Below are 20,250 nucleotides of genomic sequence, written 5' to 3'. Positions count from 1 at the left end.
TTGTCAGTTGTTAGTAGGGGCTAAGCATTTGCAAGATAAATTATCGGTCATTGCCAAAAATAGTTCCCCAAATGCTTCGCCCGTACAGTTGTCAGTTGTTAGTTGTAAAACTGTTACCAATTACCTATTACCAATCACCTATTACCAATTACCAATTACCTATTACCCAGTCCCCAGTCCCTATTCCCCTATTCCCCTGTTTCTGCTTTCGCAATTTCTAACATTGTCTTAATCACAGAATCAGGGTTGAGACTAATAGAATCTATACCTTGTTCAACTAAAAAACGAGCAAATTCTGGATAATCACTGGGTGCTTGTCCACAAATACCAATTTTGCGATTATTTTGTTTAACAGTAGTTATGGCTTTTGCTATTATTCTTTTAACAGCTTCATTGCGTTCATCAAATAAATGTGCCACTAATTCAGAATCTCGATCTAATCCTAATGTTAATTGGGTTAAATCATTAGAACCAATGGAGAAACCATCAAAAACCTGACTAAATTCATCAGCTAATAAAACGTTACTTGGTAACTCGCACATGACGTAAACTTCTAAGCCATTTTCACCTTTGACTAAGCCATTTTTTGCCATTTCTGCTAATACCTGTTTTCCTTCTTGAGGAGTACGACAAAAGGGAACCATGAGAATCATATTGGTTAAACCCATTTCTTCTCTTACCCGTTTCATTGCCTGACATTCTAAAGCAAAACCTTCACGATAACGAGGATCATAATAACGAGAAGCACCACGCCAACCAATCATCGGATTTTCTTCTTTGGGTTCAAATTGTCTACCTCCTAAAAGGTTGGCATATTCATTACTTTTGAAGTCAGATAAACGGACAATTACAGGTTTGGGATAAAATGCTGCGGCAATTGTGCCGATACCTTGCGCTAATTTGGCAATAAAGAATTCGGCTTTATCTTCATATTGTGCCGTTAATTCGCTAATTTTATATTTGGCAAGTTCGTCTTCTAATTCGTCAAAATGTAATAATGCTAAAGGATGGGCTTTAATATGATTAGCAATGATAAATTCCATTCTCGCTAAACCAACACCATCATTAGGAATTGCTGTCAAACCTAAAGCTTCTTCTGGATTACCCACATTCATCATAATTTTAGTGCGGGTTCGAGGTAAATTATCTAATGGTAATTCTTGAATTTCAAAGTTTAATAAACCTGCATAAACTTGACCTGTTTCCCCTTCCGCACAACTAACAGTAATTTCTTGTCCAGTTTCTAAAACTGTAGTCGCATTCCCACAACCAACTATAGCAGGAATACCCATTTCTCTGGCAATAATTGATGCATGACAGGTTCTCCCCCCAGAGTTAGTGACAATAGCGCTGGCTTTTTTCATAATCGGTTCCCAGTCTGGGTCTGTGCGGTTAGTAACTAACACCTCTCCGGCTTGAAATAGGTTAATATCTGGCACATCTAGAATAACTCTAGCTTTACCTTGACCTATCATTTCGCCTACGCTACGACCAGTTAATAAAACTTGACTTTTTTCCTGGAGTTGATAAGTTCTGAGGACGGTTTTTGATTTTTGAGATTGAACGGTTTCTGGTCTAGCTTGGACAATAAATAATTCTCCTGTTATCCCATCTTTTGCCCATTCAATATCCATTGGTGTGGCCATTCCCCGGACTTGGGAATAATGATCTTCAATGATACAAGTCCATTTTGCTAGTTGGAGGATTTCTTGATCATTGAGGGCAAATTGATGACGTTCAAGTTGAGGAACGGAGATATTTTTAGTTAATTTTGATCCGCCTAGATCATAAACCATTTTAATTTCTTTTGTTCCCAACCGTTTTTGGAGAATGGGTTTATATCCTTGTTTTAAAGTTGGTTTAAATACCAAATATTCATCGGGATTAACTGCACCTTGAACGATGTTTTCACCCAAACCATAAGCAGCAGTAATTAAAGCGGCATTTTGAAAGCCTGTTTCGGTGTCTATGGAAAACATCACCCCAGAAGAGGCTAAATCGGACCGAACCATTTTTTGGACACCCACTGATAATGCTACTTCAAAATGATCAAAACCTCTCATTTGTCGGTAGGAAATAGCCCTGTCTGTGAAGATAGAAGCAAAGCATTTATGACAAGATTCTAATACGCTTTTAATGCCATGAACATTCAGGTAAGTTTCCTGTTGTCCCGCAAAACTAGCATCTGGTAAGTCTTCGGCTGTGGCACTAGAACGAACAGCCACATCAGTATCTATACTATATTCTTGACATAAACTTTGATAGGATCTAGCGATCGCTTCTTGCAATTCTAGCGGAAATGGGGTTTCTAACATTAATGATCTGGCTTGTTTGCCACATTCTTGCAAATTAGCCATATCCTCCACATCTAAATCTGCAAAAATCTTCCTCAGTTTTACTTCTAAACCAGCCCCAGTAATAAAGTATCTATAAGCATAAGCCGTAGTCGCAAATCCCGTGGGAACTTTCACACCTTGGGAACTTAGTTGTTGAATCATTTCCCCTAAGGAAGCGTTTTTACCACCTACTAGGGGAATATCTGCAATTCCCACAGCATTAAAGGGTAATACTAAAGCTTCTTGATGAATTTGGCTATTTTCTTGATTGCGTTTAATTTCCAACATATTCTGAGATTCCTTAAATAGCTACTGTTATTTAATTCAGAACCCATTCTGTTTATGCACGGAGAGTTTGAGGATGTTGCGAGGATATATAGCAGGTAACGGGATTGACTACCAGATGTCTAAATGGCATCCTCCATTTAAGATTACTCTAGTTTAGAGTATAAATAAATGTATAGCTAATATAGCGAAATATTACGTAATATATTGTTCTTGTAAGTATTCTCATAATTCCCCCCTGCTTGAGAGTTAAAATTAAGGAATATACATAACAAGTTTTAATTTATCTCAATTTATTACATGACTGGATTTAGCCGAACACTTTTAACAAAGGACTTGAAACTATTATGCCCCAATGCCCTTGCTGTTCCGACTTTCTTTTACACCATATCCGTGGTGCTGAAAATTACTGGTTTTGCCGGAGTTGTTGGCAAGAAATGCCAGTATTAACCCAACGTCATACCGCTGAAGTCCCAAAACCCATTTTAGCAAAGTTAACTAAAAAAATCGCCCCACAAGAACATCGTCTTGGTTCTTACTGCTTAATTCAGCCAAATTCTTTCCAAGCAAGATTAGAGGAAAAATTCTCTCGCTAAAGCTGGAATACAATTTATTTATTACCAAATAAGATTTCAAGAATGATTGTAGCTTGCTTCCCGAAGGGTACGCAGATGAACGCAGATGAACGCAGATAAAGACGGATAAATTAATAGATTTATTAGTTTTTACAATATCTAGGTTCTACTGTTATTTATTACCAAATCTGACTTAAATCTAAAACAAATCCGGGTAATAAATTCTCACCAGTTAATGTTTGGGGATTGTCTAATTCTTCTACAGCTTGACTAGGACGATAAATAAATACTTTCCGTTGTTTTCTATCAATTAACCAAGCTAATTGTGTACCATTATCTATATATTCTTGCATCTTTTCTTGCAGAATCTTTAAATTATCAGTTTCTGAACGCAATTCAATAATAAACTCAGGACAAATAGGAGCAAATTTTTTCCTTTGTTCTGCTGGTATTGCTTCCCATTTTGTGCGGTTTATCCAAGCTGCGTCAGGAGAACGGACTGCACCATTGGGTAAGGTAAAACCACCACTAGAACCAAATCCTACTCCTGTACCATTTTGCTTTGTCCAAACACCTAATTCACCGATTAAATTAAAATTACGTCCACCTGTTTCTGAATCTGTAGGAGACATAAGAGACTTCCAAATAAAAAAATGTCCCAAAACTAACGCAAAAACCCTCCCTATTTCTTCTCTCTCTGTGTTCTCTGTGCCTCTGTGGTTCGTTTGTTCATTTATTTATTGGGATAATTTATTTCCTGGAAGTCCCTAATTAATAAATCTCCAAGATGGTTACGTTCAATTCTCAAATCACGGTTTAACTGACAGAAATTAAAAAATTGATCATCATTCATGATGATATTGGGTTGCATTTTTAAAACCATTGGTAAGAAAAACATTGTTGCGTATCGTATAAGGGTTTAGCATTGCTAAACCCCTACATGATTTTAAAATTCTCCAGCTAATGCGGGAATACAACGTTCACACAGTAAAGGATGTTCTGCTGATTCACCCACATGGGGAGAATAGTTCCAACAGCGATCGCATTTCTGATATGATTTTCCATCATGTTCATAATCTGCGGCATTAACTACCCCAATATCCCAATTATCTTCACCTTGAACTCGCAGGGTTTTCAATCCTTTTAATGTCTCAGGAGTATCTAATAATTGGACTTCAGAAGTGAGGAACAAATATCTTAATTCATCAATTCCATTCCCGCTAACATTCAAAGGTTCGATAGCAGTGCGTAATTTTTCATCACTAAGATAAATCAATGCAATAGCTTCTAAAGAAGAACCAATTAACTTTTCTGTCCGTGCTTGTTCTAAAACCTTATTAACATCACCACGAATCCGTCGCAGTGTTTTCCAAAATTCTGCTAATTCGGGATTATCCCACTTATCATCAACCTGCACCCAACCAGCTTGAAAAACTGATTTATATTGGGTTTCGTAGGGGATAAATTGCCAGATATCTTCCGCAGTATGACATAGAACGGGAGCAATGGCGATCGCTAAATTCTCCAAAGCAATTTGCAAAACTGTTTGACAACTACGACGACGGAAAGCATCAGCAGAACTGATATATAATCTATCTTTAGCAATGTCTAAATAGAAATTTGACAAATCTACAACACAGAAATTCTGTACAGTTTGAAAAAAGCGGAAAAACTGGAAACTATCAAAAGCGTCCGTCACCTCATTAAACACCTCACGAATGCGGTGTAACATATACTTATCCAAATCTGGTAAATCATCAAAAGCTACAGCATCCTTCTGAGGATCAAAATCATGCAAACTACCCAATAAAAACCGCGCTGTGTTGCGAATCTTATTTCTCACATCCGCTAATTGCTTGATGATGTTACCACCCAACCGCACATCACCAGAATAATCAACCGAAGAAACCCACAACCGCAAAACATCAGCACCATAAGCAGGTTGTTGTTTTTGGTTAGTCCCACCTTGAATCATCAATTGAGGATCTACCACATTTCCCACAGATTTGCTCATTTTCCGGCCATTTTCATCCAAGACGAAACCATGAGTTAACACAGTTTTATAAGGTGCAATGCCATTAACCGCGACACTAGTTAACAAAGAAGATTGAAACCAACCGCGATGTTGGTCAGAACCTTCCAAATACATATCAGCGGGATAGCGTAACTCCGGTCTTTGCTTCGCCACAGCCGCCCAAGATGAACCAGAATCAAACCAGACATCCATTGTATCTGTACCCCGGCGGTAAGTCTTGCCATTATGACGATATGTTTCCGGTAATAACTCCTCTACCGACAACTCCCACCAAGCATCAGAACCCTTTTCGGCAAAAATAGCTTGAACGTGGTTAATCGTGTCCGCATTCAGCAAAACTTCCCCAGTCGCTTCATCATAAAACACCGGAATCGGTACACCCCAAGAACGTTGACGAGAAATACACCAATCGGATCTTTCTGCTATCATCGGCGTGATGCGGTTCTCACCTTGTGCGGGAATCCACCGCACAGATGAAATAGCCTTTAAAGCCTCCTCCCGAAAACCAGCCACAGAAGCAAACCATTGTTCAGTAGCGCGGAAAATCGTCGGTTTCTTAGTTCTCCAATCATAAGGATACTTGTGAGGATAAGCTTCCTCCTTCAACAGAGAACCAGCCTCGCTTAAAGCATCAATAATCGCTTGATTACCCTCACCCAAAACATTCAAGCCAGAAAACTTACCAGCCTCATCCGTAAAATTCCCACTATCATCAACAGGAGCAAGAATCGGCAAACCGTAACGCTGACCAACAATGTAGTCCTCTTGACCATGACCAGGAGCAGTATGCACCAACCCAGTCCCCGACTCAGTAGTGATATAATCACCACCAACCACCACCGGACTTTCACGGTCAAACAGAGGATGAGAGTAAATAGTACCTTCCAAATCCTTCCCTGCGAACTTGGCTTTCACCGTTAACTCACAATCCAAAACCTCTCCCAACCGTTCCACCAACTCAGCCGCAACAATTAGATATCTGCATTCCCTTTGCGCCTTTGCTCCTTGTGCGTCTTTGCGCGAAACCTCCACAACCCCATACTCCAACGTACCATTCACAGCCACAGCCAAATTACCGGGGATAGTCCAAGGAGTAGTAGTCCACACAGCCACACCCAAATCAGGCAAGAAGCCATCCAAACTAGCTTTTAACCCTTCAGCAACCTTCACCACCGGAAAAGCGGCGTAAATACTGCGGGAAACGTGACCTTCAGGATATTCTAACTCTGCTTCTGCTAAAGCGGTTTTAGAACTAGGACTCCAATGTACAGGCTTTAAACCGCGATAAATATAACCTTTGAGGAACATTTCCCCAAATACGCCAATTTGCGCGGCTTCGTATTCCGGTTTTAAGGTTAAATAAGGATTTTCCCAATCACCCCAAATCCCATAGCGTTTAAAGCTTTCTCGTTGTTCGTCTACGGTCTTCAGTGCGAACTCTTTGGCTTTTTGACGCAATTGCAAAGGAGTGAGATTTTGCCGTTCTGCCTGTTTCATATTTTGCAGAACTTTTAACTCAATAGGCAACCCGTGACAATCCCAACCAGGAACGTAGCGAATTTTACGACCTTGGAGCAAATGGTAGCGGTTAATAATATCTTTGAGAATCTTATTTAAAGCATGACCAATATGCAACTGGCCGTTAGCATAGGGGGGTCCATCGTGCAGTATAAATAATTCGCCGGGGTTGTTTTCTGCCAGTTGAGAATAAATGTTGTTTTCTGCCCAGAATTTTTGGATTTCGGGTTCGCGCTTGATTGCGTTTGCCCGCATATCGAAGTTAGTCTTGGGTAAGTTAACGGTATCTTTGTATTTTCCAGTTTCGGTCACAGTTTCATGCCTAAATGTAGGTGTGCAGGTTATCCGATCAATTATAAGTCGTCGGTTGGGTTGGGAGAACGAAACCCAACAGCAGTTATGGGTATTTTGGGGTTAATTTTTTGTTTTTGCAGGTTTACAATATATAAAGTCACCCACAATAGACTTATGACACTAACCCTCAGCTTACCACCAGAATTAGAACAGTATTTAATACAGGAAGCACAACAGCAAGGACTTTCTGTAGAAACTTATGTAGTGCAACTTATTCAAAAATCTATTTTTATGACTCAACAGGAACAAGTTAAAGATTTCGCAGATAGATTTAGAAAATTTTATTATTCTAGACTTTTATTATGTAAAAAATGTCATGATATATTATTAAACTATTTCAATTCTTCTCAGCCAGAAATATCTCTTGTATCAGATATGAACCCTTTAAATTATCATCCATTTTCTGGTAGTTACTTTAGAGAATCTTATGTTTTATCTTGTTCCTTAATAGATAGCTTATCTAGTTTGGAAATTAAATTAAAATCGCCCGAAACAAAAGAAAAGGGAAATGAAACAAGATTCACATCATTTTTGCTCACGATTTTTAAGGAAGAAGAAAATCGTAACTATTTAGACAGTGTAAGTATTCCTTTTTTAAGTATAGAAATTGATAATTTATTTAAAAACGTCCTTAAAAACATCGAAAAAGAATTCAACAAACGGAAAAAAGAAAATAAAGATGAAGAAGATAAAAAAGAAAAATTAGTTAATTTAATCAATCAACTTAGTGAAAAATTTAAATGTGCAATAAAAGAAAAATGGTTAAGCGATAGTAGTTCTATTAATAGAACATATACATATGATGATAGTAAAAATCCTGAAGATAATAGGTCTCACCCAGTTCATAAAGATCCGAAAATAGATTACTGTATGGAACTATTGGAAAAAATTTGGTTGGATATCACGGGTGAAAATATAAAAAACGACAATTGTTTATATAAAAATTTCATAAACAGTGAATTTGGAAAATTAAAAAAGGAATTTGAAAAATATAGATATTGTAATCTCATTTATAAAAAGTACAGATGTGCTTTTATTCATGAATATAAACCTGATAAAAATACTACCTTCTTTAATCTAAAAAATGATGGAATTTCTATTAGATTTTATGGAGATAAACCTTATATAGATATAGGATTTGGATTACTGCTTGATGCTATTGAAAAAGGTACAGAAAGAATTTATGGTCTAATCTTGAAGAAAGATTTAGAACAGTTAAAAGATATATGGACAAACTTATGAATCTGTTGGGTTGCGTCCAGAGCAAATTATGGTGTTACATTTTGAGCCAACATCACCTAATTTAGTACAGGAAATGGTGACAGCGTAAATAGTTATAAGTTGGGTTGAGAAAACCCAACAGTATACAAGACTATTATATTTGGCTTAATTTATGTTGATGAATTGCTACGAAAATAACCACCTCCTTGTTCAGAAGTTACGTTTTCAGAAGTATTACCATCTCCATCCCGCCAGTAACCTTCAATATAAGTCCCATTTCGTTCATATCCGCTTACCCAATGCGGCTGTACATATTCAACATCATTAGTAAAATTGGAAACTTCTTCTAAAGCATTTACTTCTGAAACATCTTCATAGAGAACAACATCCATCTCACTCATATCAGATGGATTATTGAATATTTCTGCTTCCATAACCAGAAATTCATTAACAATCTCAACATCAGGAATGATTGTATCACCTAAAATCAGTATATCACCTATACCAACAGCTAAAGTGCCAACAGCAATAACCTTGGCGACTTTTTTAGCACCTCTTCCTGCCATTTCTAAGTCATTATTAGCAAGTCCATTGAAAACTTCACCTACGCTGGTAGCAGTGTATCCCAAAGTTCTTCCCACGCCAATAGCTGTAGACTTAACTGCATTTTCAACATCAGAAAATCCACTTGCAATTTTTTGTTCATCGTCAGTAGCAACTCCGTGAACTGCTGTAACCACACCATCAGCTAAAGTAGCTAATGTTTCTGTGGATGCAACAGTTGATTGATAGACACCTTGTCCGACTTCTTTGATAAAGTTGCTGTCCAAGTAATTTCCCACCACTTCTATTCCACCACCAACAGTGCTACCAATAATTTCACCAGCAATATTACCAAAAGTTTTTAAAAATCCCATATTTTTTCATACACTCATTAGTTTAAGTATAAATTGATTTAAACTCTTATATCAACAGTAAAATCACTTATTGGGGGTTTTAATTTATTACTAACATAATTTTCCTAATTAGTGTCTAAAATAGTTACAAAATGATATTATCGAATAATACTTACTATTCATTGTTCAGCAGATTTATGATGAATAAACTTTTATTGTCTACTTCCGTAATTGCTACATTTTTTTGGTTGACTACAACTTCTGCTAAGGCTGAAAGGTTATTTATATATTCTCCCGGTGATGATCAATTTCTTGGCGATGTAGGGTATAATGGTAAGTCATGTAATGAAAATGAAAGGGATTGTATTTTTAATCCCTTTGGAATTTATGGTTCTGAGTTTGGTCGTTTCAGCGTCTTTAATGATTTTAGTAATTACGGCTCTAGCTTTGGACGTTATAGTGTTTGTAATCAGATTCTTAGACAAAAAGATGCACCAGTTTTAATCATGGACTTAGGAAGGAAATGGGAAATGCTTGATATCCTAAATATTCGTTATCAACAGCAAACAGAAATTGGGCGCAGATTAGTTTTTAGAGCTTGTAGGGATAATTAATTGATGAGATAACCCAACACAACCCATAGGCATTATACCATCAATGTTGGGTTTCATTTCATTCAACCCAACCTACTCGTTGCCAATATCATCATCAAAAATAATTTCCTCACCCGCACCCCACATCATGTCATACATATCTTGACGCACTGCACGGTGAAAACTGGAATATTCCCAATCCTTTGGTGCTGTTACCAAACCATGTTTCACAGAATTATAATGAATATATTCAACATGATGAAAGAAAATCAATTTCATCTTTAATTAAATGTTCCCAAAAACGATATTGCCATATAGCCCGTTGTTTTTTCTTTTTTCTAGATATAGATATATTTTCTGGTGAAATAGTTTCACATTTACGACTAAAATAACTTTTAATTAACCGCCAACGGGTAGAAAAATCCTGATCATTTTCTGGTAAAGTCCAAATACAGTGGAGATGATCCGGTAAAATAACAACAGCAGCTATAATAAATGGATGTTTCCGCATTACATAACCAAAAGCATCTCTTAATAAAGAAACATTTTTGGGTAAACATAATATTTTTTATCTTTTCTGGGTCACGACTGTAAAAAAGTATGTTCCTCCTGCCACTTTGGCGCGGCGATATTCCATACTATAAATATCCTGTGATTAAAGTTGTGTTTTATAATCTTGATTTTACCCCGTAGTTTGGGTTGACGCAAGGAAACCCAACATTAATTATAATATTCTGGTGGATGGTGTTGGGTTTCGTTCCATTGCTCCGCAACGCTGACGCGAACAACCCAACCTACGAAGGTTGCAGAGTCAGTATATCTTACTTTAAAATAGAAACTACTTACAATTGCCACAAATTATGATCAACCCCCAAATTTTAGAAGCTATTAAACAAATGCCTAATGTCGAAAGACTAGAGATAATAGAATTTGCCTTAAAACTCATGCGTGAAGAAATGCAAAATCCTCAAAAACTGAGCTTAACTGCTGCTGCGGAAATGATGCGTTCTTATTATGAAACAGAAAGCAGTTTAACAGAATTTGTTGATACTTGTAATGAAGATTTTTATGAGTACCAAGATTATGCGTAGAGGTGAAATCTGGCTGTATAATGCTGATCCCACAGTAGGGGATGAAATTAGCAAAACCCGACCTTGTATCATTGTTAATAATGATGATATAGGTACTTTACGCTTAAAGGTTATTGTACCTATTACCGGATAGAACGAAGTTTTTGCACAAGTACCTTGGATGATACGTATTGAAACAACAGCAGAGAATAATTTAAGCAAATTATCCACAGCAGATACTTTTCAAATTCGTTCAGTTTCTCAACAACGACTAATTAAAAAAGTGGGAATAGTTGCGGAAGAAATTATGCAGGAAATTAGTAATGCTTTAGCTATTGTTTTGAATATTAAATGACTAAAAATACACCCAATTTACTGGACGTAGTAGCACTCACAATTAAACCCGCCACCTCACACTAATTGAATTCAGTGTTGAAAGAATGGCGGATTTTCCCATAAATTTTAATGCCGTGGTACTACAAACCACAAATTCTAGAGTTTGGCTGGTTGCTTCTTTTCTGTAGTCTGGGAATGACTGCTATTATTAACAGTTTCTGTTGCCAAAAAAGCCTCTTTCCCTGTAATTAATCGAGAGCGACGATTGCGAGTAATATAATTCCAAGCCCATTGAATTACTATCACTAATTTAGTGTCAAACTCAATTAAGAAGTAGATGTGAATTACTAGCCAAAATATCCAAGCAATGAAACCTGTGAGTTTAATGAAACCTAAATCTACAACGGCTAAATTTTGCCCAATCATTGCCAAACTACCCACATCATTGTATTTAAATTCTGGCAAAGTATGACCTTGAAGCCGGCGTTTAATGAGTTTACCTACATACTCTCCTTCTTGTTTGGCTACGGGGGCAACACCAGGTAAGGGTTTACCATTTTGATGGGAGAAATTAGCTAAGTCTCCAATTACGAAAATGTTTTTATAATCCTTGATAGTCAAGTCAGGTTCGACAATTACTCTGGCAGAGAAATCGCACTCTACATCTGTGCGTTCAGCGAGGATTGTCCCCAAAGCTGAACCTTGCACACCGGCTGCCCACAAGATAGTTCTTGAGGGAATTTCTGTCAATTCACCGTTTTGCTTGAAAGTAACAATGTCATTTTCAATATTTGTGACTCTGGTTTGAGTGTGAATAACCACACCCAACTTTTGTAAAGATTCTATTGCTACTTTTGATAATTCTGGGGCAATGTGTGGGAGAATGCGATCGCCCCCTTGCAATAGTAAAATTTTCGTTTCTGAAGTGTCAATGTTGCGGAAATCTTCTTTGAGGGTTTGGTATGCTAATTCAGCGATCGCACCGGACAATTCTACACCAGTTGGACCTCCTCCCACAATCACAAAAGTTAACAAAGCCCGACGTTTTACCGGATCACTTTCTTTTTCTGCGGCTTCAAAGGCTGAAAATATCCGCCGACGCATTTCTATGGCATCTTCCACAGTTTTCAATCCGGGAGCAAATTCTTTCCAATTATCCTTACCAAAATAGGAATGGTTTGCACCGGTGGACAGAATTAATGTATCATAAGGGACTATTTCATCACCCAAAATAACTTGTTGCGCTTTGGGATTAATATCACTTACTTCTCCCAACAACACTTTTGTATTTTTGCTTTTGCTGAATACAGATCGCAATGGTGCGGAAATATCAGAAGGTGATAGTGTACCTGTGGCAACTTGATATAAAAGCGGCTGAAATAAATGAAAATTCCGTTTATCAATGAGAGTAACATTTACTTTTGCCTTAGCAAGAGCCTTTGCTGCATACAATCCACCAAAGCCACCACCAACGATAACAACTTCATGTGGTGCATTCTTCTCACGGGGAACAACCATAAACCATATTTCCTTTTGTTAAGAGTCGTGTAACCTTTCTTAACAAATATGTAACAAAATTATAATGTATTTTGCCGTCTATTTGGAACGCTTGAAAAAATACTAAACGTAGTCAAAGTTACTATTAAAAAGGAATCGGGAAAATATCTATTAATTAAAATTATCTAAAATTCCAGCAATGAAAATATAGTTCTCACCCATGACTTGAGAAAAATTACACATCGCGCTAGGTGTCAATGGTGCTATAATACTCAATATCTGGTAATCACAAAACTAAAGCTAAATGGTATGACATTTTAGCTTTTAAGTTTCTTACAGGATGCAGGACGGGTGAGGCTATTGGGATGATGTGGTGTGATGTTTCATTTGACAGAGAAAGAATTTTGATTAGGAGGACTTACAATAATCTTACCAAGTCATTTTACCCATTAAAGAATCATAAAAATGGTTCATTAATTAGAATGTTCCCTATGCCTAAGAATGGTGAGTTATGGGAATTGTTAAAGTCAATACCACAAGGAAAAGATAATGATATAGTATTCAAGGTTGACGGGAAAATAGTCAAAGATGGTACACTTAGAGCTAACTGGAGAGGCACTACTGGCACTTCTACTTCTAAGATTATAGGCATAATTCCTACTCTTATAGAGCAGGGTAAATTAAGAAAATACCTGCCTTGTTATAATACCCGTCATACATTCATCACTCATCAAGTTTTTGATTTAGGGCGTGATGAAAAAATAGTATCAGCGTGGTGTGGACATAACGAAAAAGTATCAGAGAAGCATTACCAAGATATCTCTGATAGAGCTAACCAAATTAATCCAGAATTACCCGCTAATCAATCACAAGCAGATGATCAGAAAACAGAATTAGAAATGCTTAAAGAACAGTTAAAGCAGCAACAGGAGATGATTAATAAATTACTTAGTGATAAAATGTAAGTAAGGTATTTTACACACAAAAATAACCAGCTAAGTTAGTTCCTAGCTGGTTTTTTATTGACTATTTATTTTACCTAATATCCTTTGCTGACAACTATGGTTTTTAGTGTCTTGCAAAAAATCATTTAATAAATCATTAAATGAATCATTAAATGATTTTCTACACGACTTACGAACCTAGCTATCGTCTGATTTTAAATGGTTAGTAAGTTGATCAAGCTTGTAATGAATTATTGCATTATTTCCTGATTTTCTGTTATCTTTCGCTAGTCTTCCTTAGCGTCAACCTTGAAACTCAAACCATGACAAACCACCCCCAAATACCCCCCTGCACCTGGAAACGTCCCATTGGCTTAGGCTGGGATAAGCCCTACACCGTCCGTTATCCCAGTAATATTGATGATGGTCCCTGGCACGGAATGCCCCTTGGTGGCTTTGGTGCAGGGTGTATAGGACGTTCTTCACGGGGAGACTTTAACCTGTGGCACATTGACGGGGGAGAACATACTTTTAAAACTGTTCCCGCTTGTCAATTTAGTATTTTTGAATCTGGACAAGCTTACGCATTATCTACCCAACCTCCAGAAGATCATACACTGCAATCTTGGCAATGGTATCCACAGTCTCAGGAACAGAATTCAGGTACATATCACGCACTTTATCCCCGCAGTTGGTTTGTTTATGAAAATGTCTTAAAAACTCAATTAACCTGTGAGCAATTTTCGCCAATTTGGGCAGATAATTATCAAGAATCAAGTTATCCGGTTGCGGTTTTCTTGTGGAAAGCACACAACCCCACAAATGCACCAATTACCATTAGCATTATGCTAACTTGGGAAAATATGGTGGGTTGGTTTACTAATACTTTAAAATCTCCTGAAGTTAGAGTTAGAGATGATGGAAGTCCAGTTTATGAATATCTACCACGTTGGGGAGAAAGTCAAAGAAATTATAATTGTTTAGCAGAAGATGATCAATATTTTGGTTGTGTTTTAGGTCAAGTTTCTAATAGTCAAACTGTTCAAGAAGGAGACGGAACTTGGTGTATTGCAACTGCAAAGAATCCTCAAGTGGAAATATTCTATCATTCCCGATTTAATCCTGTGGGTAATGGTGAAGATGTTTGGCAAAGTTTTTCTACAAATGGTTCTTTACCTAATTATATAGATGAAACTCCCGCAGATGAAAATACCAGATTAGGTGCAGCAATTGCGGTGCGTTTCACTTTGCAACCTGGGGAAAATTTAGAAGTTCCTTTTGTGTTAAGTTGGGATTTTCCCGTTACAGAATTTGCCGCGGGAGTGAACTATTACCGCAGATATACAGACTTTTTTGGTTGTAATGGTGAGAATGCTTGGCAGATTGCCACTACTGCTCTTAAAGAATATCAGAATTGGCGATCGCTCATTCAAGATTGGCAAAATCCCATTTTGGCAAAATCAGATTTACCTGACTGGTTCAAAATGGCTTTATTTAACGAACTCTACGATTTAACCAGTGGAGGAACTCTCTGGAGTGCGGCCTCAGAAATTGATCCCGTTGGTCAATTTGCCGTGTTAGAATGTTTAGATTATCGTTGGTATGAAAGTTTAGATGTGCGGTTATACGGTTCTTTTGGGTTATTGATGTTATTCCCTGAATTGGAAAAATCGGTAATTCGGGCTTTTGCTAGGGCAATTCCCCAAAGTGATGATAGAACTAGAATAATCGGTTATTATTTAACTATCAAATCTGAAAGTCCCAACGCAGTTCGGAAAATTGCCGGTGCGACACCCCACGATTTAGGCGCACCCAATGAACACGTTTGGGAAAAAACCAATTATACTAGTTATCAAGATTGCAACCTGTGGAAAGATTTAGGTTGTGATTTCGTTTTGCAGGTATATCGAGATTTTCTGTTTACCGGTGCAAATGATCTTCAATTTTTAGCAGATTGTTGGGATGCTATTGTCCAAACTCTCGATTATGTGAAAACTTTTGATCTCGATGGTGACAGTATACCAGAAAATTCTGGCGCTCCTGACCAAACTTTTGATGATTGGCGTTTACAAGGTGTGAGTGCTTATTGTGGTGGTTTGTGGTTAGCTGCTTTGGAAGCTGCTATTGCTATTTCTAAGATTTTAACGAACCGCAGAGGCGCAGAGGACGCAGAGGTGGAGGTGCAAGGGTCTATTTATCAAGGTTGGTTAAGTCAATCGAAGCCAATTTATCAGGAGAAGCTTTGGAATGGTGAGTATTACCGTTTGGATAGTGACAGTGGTTCTGATGTAGTTATGGCTGACCAATTGTGTGGGCAATTCTACGCTCGTCTATTGAGTTTACCAGATATTGTTCCGAGCGATCGCGCTTTGTCTGCCTTAACAAAAGTATATGATTCCTGTTTTCTCAAGTTTCAAAATGGTGAATTTGGCGCTGCTAATGGTGTTCTTCCCAATGGTTTACCCGAAAATCCCAATTCTACTCATCCTTTGGAAGTTTGGACGGGAATCAATTTTGGTCTAGCAGCTTTCCTGGTGCAAATGAACATGAAAAATGAGGCAATGCGGTTAACTGAGGCTGTGGTGAGGCAAATTTACGACAATGGTTTGCAATTTCGCACCCCGGAAGCAATCACCGCTAATGGCACTTTCCGCGCTAGTACCTATCTCCGCGCTATGGCTATTTGGGGAATCTATTTGCTAGTTCGTTAAATTTGATACTTTTCACATCCCCGACTTCTTTGAGAAGTCGGGGATCTTTATTTTCCGGTTATTTCCGGAATTGGGCGAAAAAATCAGTAATGGTTAAGAGTTGAGGAATTTAAATCTGAAAACCAATGCTTTAAGATATGCCTCTTTTTCCTGATTTAACAACAAAGATAACTTCTAAACTCCCACTCAAGATAAAATTAGTCGGTCCGGGAAACATGGATAAATTTTTTGCTCAAGTATCATTGGGTTGACTTTCGCTCGCAAAGCCACTGAAAAATGAGAAGTCAGCAATTAGCAATAAATCACATCAGTAATTGCGTTTGCCGAGGCTGTGAAAATGATGGCACGTTTAAAGACACAAAAAACAATTACCAATTCCCTACTTTATTTAGGGTTATGGAAATTGAAAAGATTAAAATCAACAACCTAAAAATATTCTCTACTCTGGTTGGAAACAGATGAGAATTTATCAGTAGACCTTAAATTTAGTAATATGAGTAGATGCAGGCTAGTTGAATAAAGCAAGGACAGCAGGAGCTTTATCAATCTATGATGTCAGGTTAGTCAGGTTCAAATGCACTTAGTTTTTACGACTCCTAATTTAGCTGATAAGTTCCCAGCTAGTTGTAATAGAGTCAAAATTTCGATCTAGCGAACTGCTTGTGAAAATTGCCCAACTTGTTTAAAAACTTAAACAGCTTGGGAGTTACACTATAACCTCCTCATTCTGATCTGTCAAGCAACTACCGGATAAATTTCTGGGCAAGTTATTGAGAAAATCTCAGTTAAAAGAATGCAGAATTTAGAATTTAGAATTTAGAATTACGTTTTGCAACGGGGATTTTACCCCGACGCAAAACCCGCTGCTTGTAGAAGCAGGGGACTTTAACCCCCAAAGGTAAGTTAATAATTCGCTCTCAAAGCTGAATAGTAGCGTTTGAGACCCGGAAATTTGAGCAGATTTGATTTGTTAAGAATTACTTAGCCATACGGACTTGATCTTTATTTTCTACCTAAGTATCGGCTTTGACAAGAATAATCTGCGGCAATTGACCATAAATAATGATGGTTCTTCTTACCGAATCAGTTTAATGAATATTACTGTAATCTTACTTATATTAATAAATTGCATACATATAATTACCAACCTAGTTATTTAATTAAATGCCAATTTTCCCTAATAAACAAATAGCTTTTACTAAACAAATAAGATAATAGTGAAAGGTTCATGGTGATCCAGTTTTTGCTGTCCAGATATAGCTACAGGTATTTTTTTATATAAAAGCAAACATATTGGTAATTTAGATTAATATCGAAACCCAGAGTATTAACAATAAACAATACTGTTAATTATGGAATTATTTTGTAATTGATATTTATTTTTATTGTCGTCAGAATTTTAGGACTTAAAGCTTTAGAGTGCCTACAAAGCAATGATTCTCATTAAAGTAATTATTATATAAAAATTAAATTTGTGGTAATTAAAGTTCATTTGTTTTTGAGCTATAGTTGCGACGACTATCTATATGCTACGGAGCATAGACAAAGGTGATTCGTAGTTTTTTTGCTTTGTATAACGATGATAACATCTGCCATTGAGATTAAAGTGGGGGGTAACACCCCTCATTTTTTGCCAACTGGGGACAAAAATCAAACTTGCACAAGACATAAGTAAATATCTAGATAAGTTCAGTAAATTTAACTTAAATCTTGCCACCTTGGCAGATGACATTAGCGACAAAAAATAGTATAAATAAAAATGTGGCTTTTGAAATTGAGAAATCAATGGTTTTCCTGATTCCATTCAGTAATTGTGAGCTTTTACAGCAAAAGCACCACAATCAATGGTAAGAAGTTATACAGCAGTAACTAGGGAGAAGCAGAAAATTTCCACTTGGAAATTTCAAGAGGACATAATTGCATCTACGAAAAGCTACGCCAAACTCAATTCCTCCAGGTAGAAGCCACAGACAAGGTAAATTTTTACCTTTGATTCATTGGTAAGTATAAATCTAAAGCCCAGGCACAATTAATACATATTATTTCTGTGAGCTATAGATATTACTAAATGAAAACTGTAAGACTGCCCAGAAAATCAGGGTATACACGGCAAGGCACAGCAGTACACAGACTTGATTAAAAATAGTCAGGTTTTCAATCACAGGTCAGGTTATGGAAAAAATCATCAGGTCAAATGCGCGTTTTAGCTTAGTTAAATGGGTAATCGTAGAGATCCAGTTTTCTGATTCCCATTCCCGTCAGGTATCAATATTCGCAAGTACCGGACTTTTATCGAAAGTTGTTACTTTTCTCAACATCTGCCACCAATTGATTACCTATAGGTTCCGGTTGTTCCCGCAACAGCAATTTGGCTGAAGACCATCGCATTTGCTCCCAACTGGACTAATTTACTCAATTCAAAGATAACTAAGATTATGAATCAAGATATTGCTGGCAGTGGTAACAACTTAGAAGCAAAAATCCATCCTGAACAGTTAGACCAAGTAGTCGAAGCGATTTTGGCAGGGAAGTATTCTTGGGCTTGTGTTTTAATGTTGCGGTTTGTGGGCTATAATCCCATGCACTATATTCCTTATCGCACTTATAACCGCATATTGAAAGAAAACGCTCGCATGAGTCGCTTGAATACACAAAATCATGAAACTCTCAAAATTGCTAAACCACCCACAGAGAAAAGATCCGAAGGCAATCTGGCATCTAACTGTTTAAGCAAGATTAAGGATTTAGCTTATATGGAAGTTGGCGGCAAGCATCATGCTGAAGCACGCGCCAATGGTCGGGGAAAAAAGTCGGCATAGTTGCTGATTATATCGTAATTGCTTGTTACTCAGTATGATGCTCAATGTGAGTAACTGCAATTACTGAATCCTTTATAAAGTTCTGCCACAATGGCAAATATACACTGGTAACATCTTATAAATTAGAAATAGCAACCTAAATAAAGGTTCATAGCAGACAAATTGCATTTTTCCCAAAAAACTGTTTGTGTCTGTACATGAAACATATAGGCTGATTGCTTTTGCATTCAGTTTTTCATTAATTAAATTCTCCATCAAGACTGATGAACCATGACTAAAGGTGGTTATTTTTCCTCAGAAGCTTGAGCAGTTTTCAATTAGGGTGGTGGGTTGCCCTAATTAAATTGAGATGGCTAGATAACTTTTTCTAGCAAATTTCCTGTGACTAAGGTTTGGCTAACTTTGGTAATCAAGGTAGAGGAGGAAACGGAAGGTCATGGTGAAATCATGCTCTTATTTGCAAATTTTTACTGTTATGTCAACTGGCAATTGATATAACTGCAATTAGAAGTTGTAATAATTTTACAGCTTCTTTTTCATGGATATAAAATTCTACAATAGGATTTACTAGAAATTACTAACCATATTTATATCAGCTTTAAGTTGATATAAATTTTATATGAAGAGATGATGAAGTTTAGATGAAGATTTTATTTTTTATATAAATTTTAGAAGAAGATATAGCAGAATTTAAAGATAACAATCAAAGCTTCATCACTTTTTTATCTAAACTGAATGGCTCAGTCTCAGCTATCGAGTAGACGATTTCATATTTAAGAACGTCTGCTGATGAGAGTTTTCTCTTTTTAGGCTAGTGTAAGAGATAGATTACTCCTTCTGAGCTTATCTATTTTGGGGCTGCAATTTTTAGCACAATTGTTCCATAATTATTGGGTAATTAGAACTGCATGAACTTAAATATTTGAGGATTGATTAACTAATGCAGATAAATTTGGCATGAGAAAGCGAATTTTTTGGACTTTATTTATAGGTGTTTTACCAGACAGTGCTGTTGATTGAGGGACATAACAGCTATGCCTGCTGCATAGATATTGAGAAT

13 protein-coding genes and 3 pseudogenes are annotated in these 20,250 nt (G+C 37.0%); 9 read left to right on the top strand and 7 right to left on the bottom strand.

The window, feature by feature from the left end; genetic code table 11:
- A pseudogene (locus FJR06_RS21905) lies at positions 1-232 on the top strand (hypothetical protein); the annotation flags it as partial.
- Here FJR06_RS21905 and ppsA read toward each other — a convergent pair.
- Positions 189-2,624: a phosphoenolpyruvate synthase gene (gene ppsA, locus FJR06_RS21900; protein WP_168652261.1), complete on the bottom strand. Its 2,436-nt coding sequence runs from the start codon at positions 2,622-2,624 to the stop codon at positions 189-191. The pseudogene FJR06_RS21905 and the gene ppsA overlap by 44 nt on opposite strands.
- A gap of 344 nt (positions 2,625-2,968) precedes the next feature.
- Between ppsA and FJR06_RS21895 the strand changes: the two genes are divergently transcribed.
- On the top strand, positions 2,969-3,217 hold the full coding sequence (locus tag FJR06_RS21895; RefSeq protein WP_015079873.1) for a hypothetical protein: 249 nt from the start codon (positions 2,969-2,971) through the stop codon (positions 3,215-3,217).
- Between the two features lie 158 nt (positions 3,218-3,375).
- Here FJR06_RS21895 and FJR06_RS25030 read toward each other — a convergent pair.
- Positions 3,376-4,094: pseudogene (locus FJR06_RS25030) on the bottom strand (Uma2 family endonuclease).
- A gap of 48 nt (positions 4,095-4,142) precedes the next feature.
- Positions 4,143-7,061, bottom strand: a complete 2,919-nt coding sequence (ileS, locus tag FJR06_RS21885) for an isoleucine--tRNA ligase (RefSeq protein ID WP_168652260.1) — start codon at positions 7,059-7,061, stop codon at positions 4,143-4,145.
- 156 nt (positions 7,062-7,217) lie between these two features.
- Here ileS and FJR06_RS21880 point away from each other — a divergent pair, with 156 nt between their 5' ends.
- The gene (locus tag FJR06_RS21880) at positions 7,218-8,345 is read left to right on the top strand and encodes a hypothetical protein (protein ID WP_168652247.1); all 1,128 of its coding nucleotides are present in this window, start codon (positions 7,218-7,220) and stop codon (positions 8,343-8,345) included.
- 149 nt (positions 8,346-8,494) lie between these two features.
- Here FJR06_RS21880 and FJR06_RS21870 read toward each other — a convergent pair whose 3' ends face one another.
- On the bottom strand, positions 8,495-9,241 hold the full coding sequence (locus FJR06_RS21870; protein WP_168652259.1) for a hypothetical protein: 747 nt from the start codon (positions 9,239-9,241) through the stop codon (positions 8,495-8,497).
- 176 nt (positions 9,242-9,417) lie between these two features.
- Here FJR06_RS21870 and FJR06_RS21865 point away from each other — a divergent pair, with 176 nt between their 5' ends.
- On the top strand, positions 9,418-9,834 hold the full coding sequence (locus FJR06_RS21865) for a hypothetical protein (protein ID WP_168652258.1): 417 nt from the start codon (positions 9,418-9,420) through the stop codon (positions 9,832-9,834).
- A 72-nt stretch (positions 9,835-9,906) separates the two neighbouring features.
- Here FJR06_RS21865 and FJR06_RS25025 read toward each other — a convergent pair whose 3' ends face one another.
- Positions 9,907-10,092: a hypothetical protein gene (locus FJR06_RS25025; RefSeq protein ID WP_371260327.1), complete on the bottom strand. Its 186-nt coding sequence runs from the start codon at positions 10,090-10,092 to the stop codon at positions 9,907-9,909.
- Positions 10,064-10,324: a transposase gene (locus tag FJR06_RS25020; protein WP_371724279.1), complete on the bottom strand. Its 261-nt coding sequence runs from the start codon at positions 10,322-10,324 to the stop codon at positions 10,064-10,066. The genes FJR06_RS25025 and FJR06_RS25020 overlap by 29 nt, the downstream gene beginning before the upstream one ends.
- 349 nt (positions 10,325-10,673) lie before the next feature.
- Here FJR06_RS25020 and FJR06_RS21855 point away from each other — a divergent pair, with 349 nt between their 5' ends.
- Both FJR06_RS21855 and FJR06_RS21850 read left to right on the top strand, forming a co-directional pair.
- Positions 10,674-10,904 (top strand): hypothetical protein, encoded by a 231-nt coding sequence (locus FJR06_RS21855; RefSeq protein ID WP_015079878.1) that lies wholly within the window; start codon positions 10,674-10,676, stop codon positions 10,902-10,904.
- Positions 10,870-11,238, top strand: a pseudogene (locus tag FJR06_RS21850) (type II toxin-antitoxin system PemK/MazF family toxin). Before FJR06_RS21855 ends, FJR06_RS21850 begins: the two are co-directional and overlap by 35 nt.
- Before the next feature lie 137 nt (positions 11,239-11,375).
- Here FJR06_RS21850 and FJR06_RS21845 read toward each other — a convergent pair.
- Complete coding sequence (locus FJR06_RS21845; protein WP_168652257.1) at positions 11,376-12,737, bottom strand: NAD(P)/FAD-dependent oxidoreductase; 1,362 nt, start codon at positions 12,735-12,737, stop codon at positions 11,376-11,378.
- Between the two features lie 470 nt (positions 12,738-13,207).
- On the opposite strand from FJR06_RS21845, the gene FJR06_RS21840 reads away from it, so the two are divergent.
- The 3 genes from FJR06_RS21840 to FJR06_RS21830 all read left to right on the top strand — a co-directional run bounded on the left by FJR06_RS21840 (position 13,208) and on the right by FJR06_RS21830 (position 19,190).
- Positions 13,208-13,681 (top strand): DUF5320 domain-containing protein, encoded by a 474-nt coding sequence (locus tag FJR06_RS21840; RefSeq protein WP_158310519.1) that lies wholly within the window; start codon positions 13,208-13,210, stop codon positions 13,679-13,681.
- Between the two features lie 302 nt (positions 13,682-13,983).
- The gene (locus FJR06_RS21835) at positions 13,984-16,371 is read left to right on the top strand and encodes a GH116 family glycosyl hydrolase (protein ID WP_168652255.1); all 2,388 of its coding nucleotides are present in this window, start codon (positions 13,984-13,986) and stop codon (positions 16,369-16,371) included.
- Between the two features lie 2,435 nt (positions 16,372-18,806).
- On the top strand, positions 18,807-19,190 hold the full coding sequence (locus FJR06_RS21830; RefSeq protein ID WP_015079882.1) for a HetP family heterocyst commitment protein: 384 nt from the start codon (positions 18,807-18,809) through the stop codon (positions 19,188-19,190).
- The last annotated feature ends 1,060 nt before the right edge of the window (positions 19,191-20,250 follow it).

It is taken from the genome of Dolichospermum sp. UHCC 0352 (assembly GCF_009711925.1).
Classification (GTDB): Bacteria; Cyanobacteriota; Cyanobacteriia; order Cyanobacteriales; family Nostocaceae; genus Dolichospermum; species Dolichospermum lemmermannii.
This window is presented reverse-complemented; position numbering and strand designations above follow the sequence as displayed.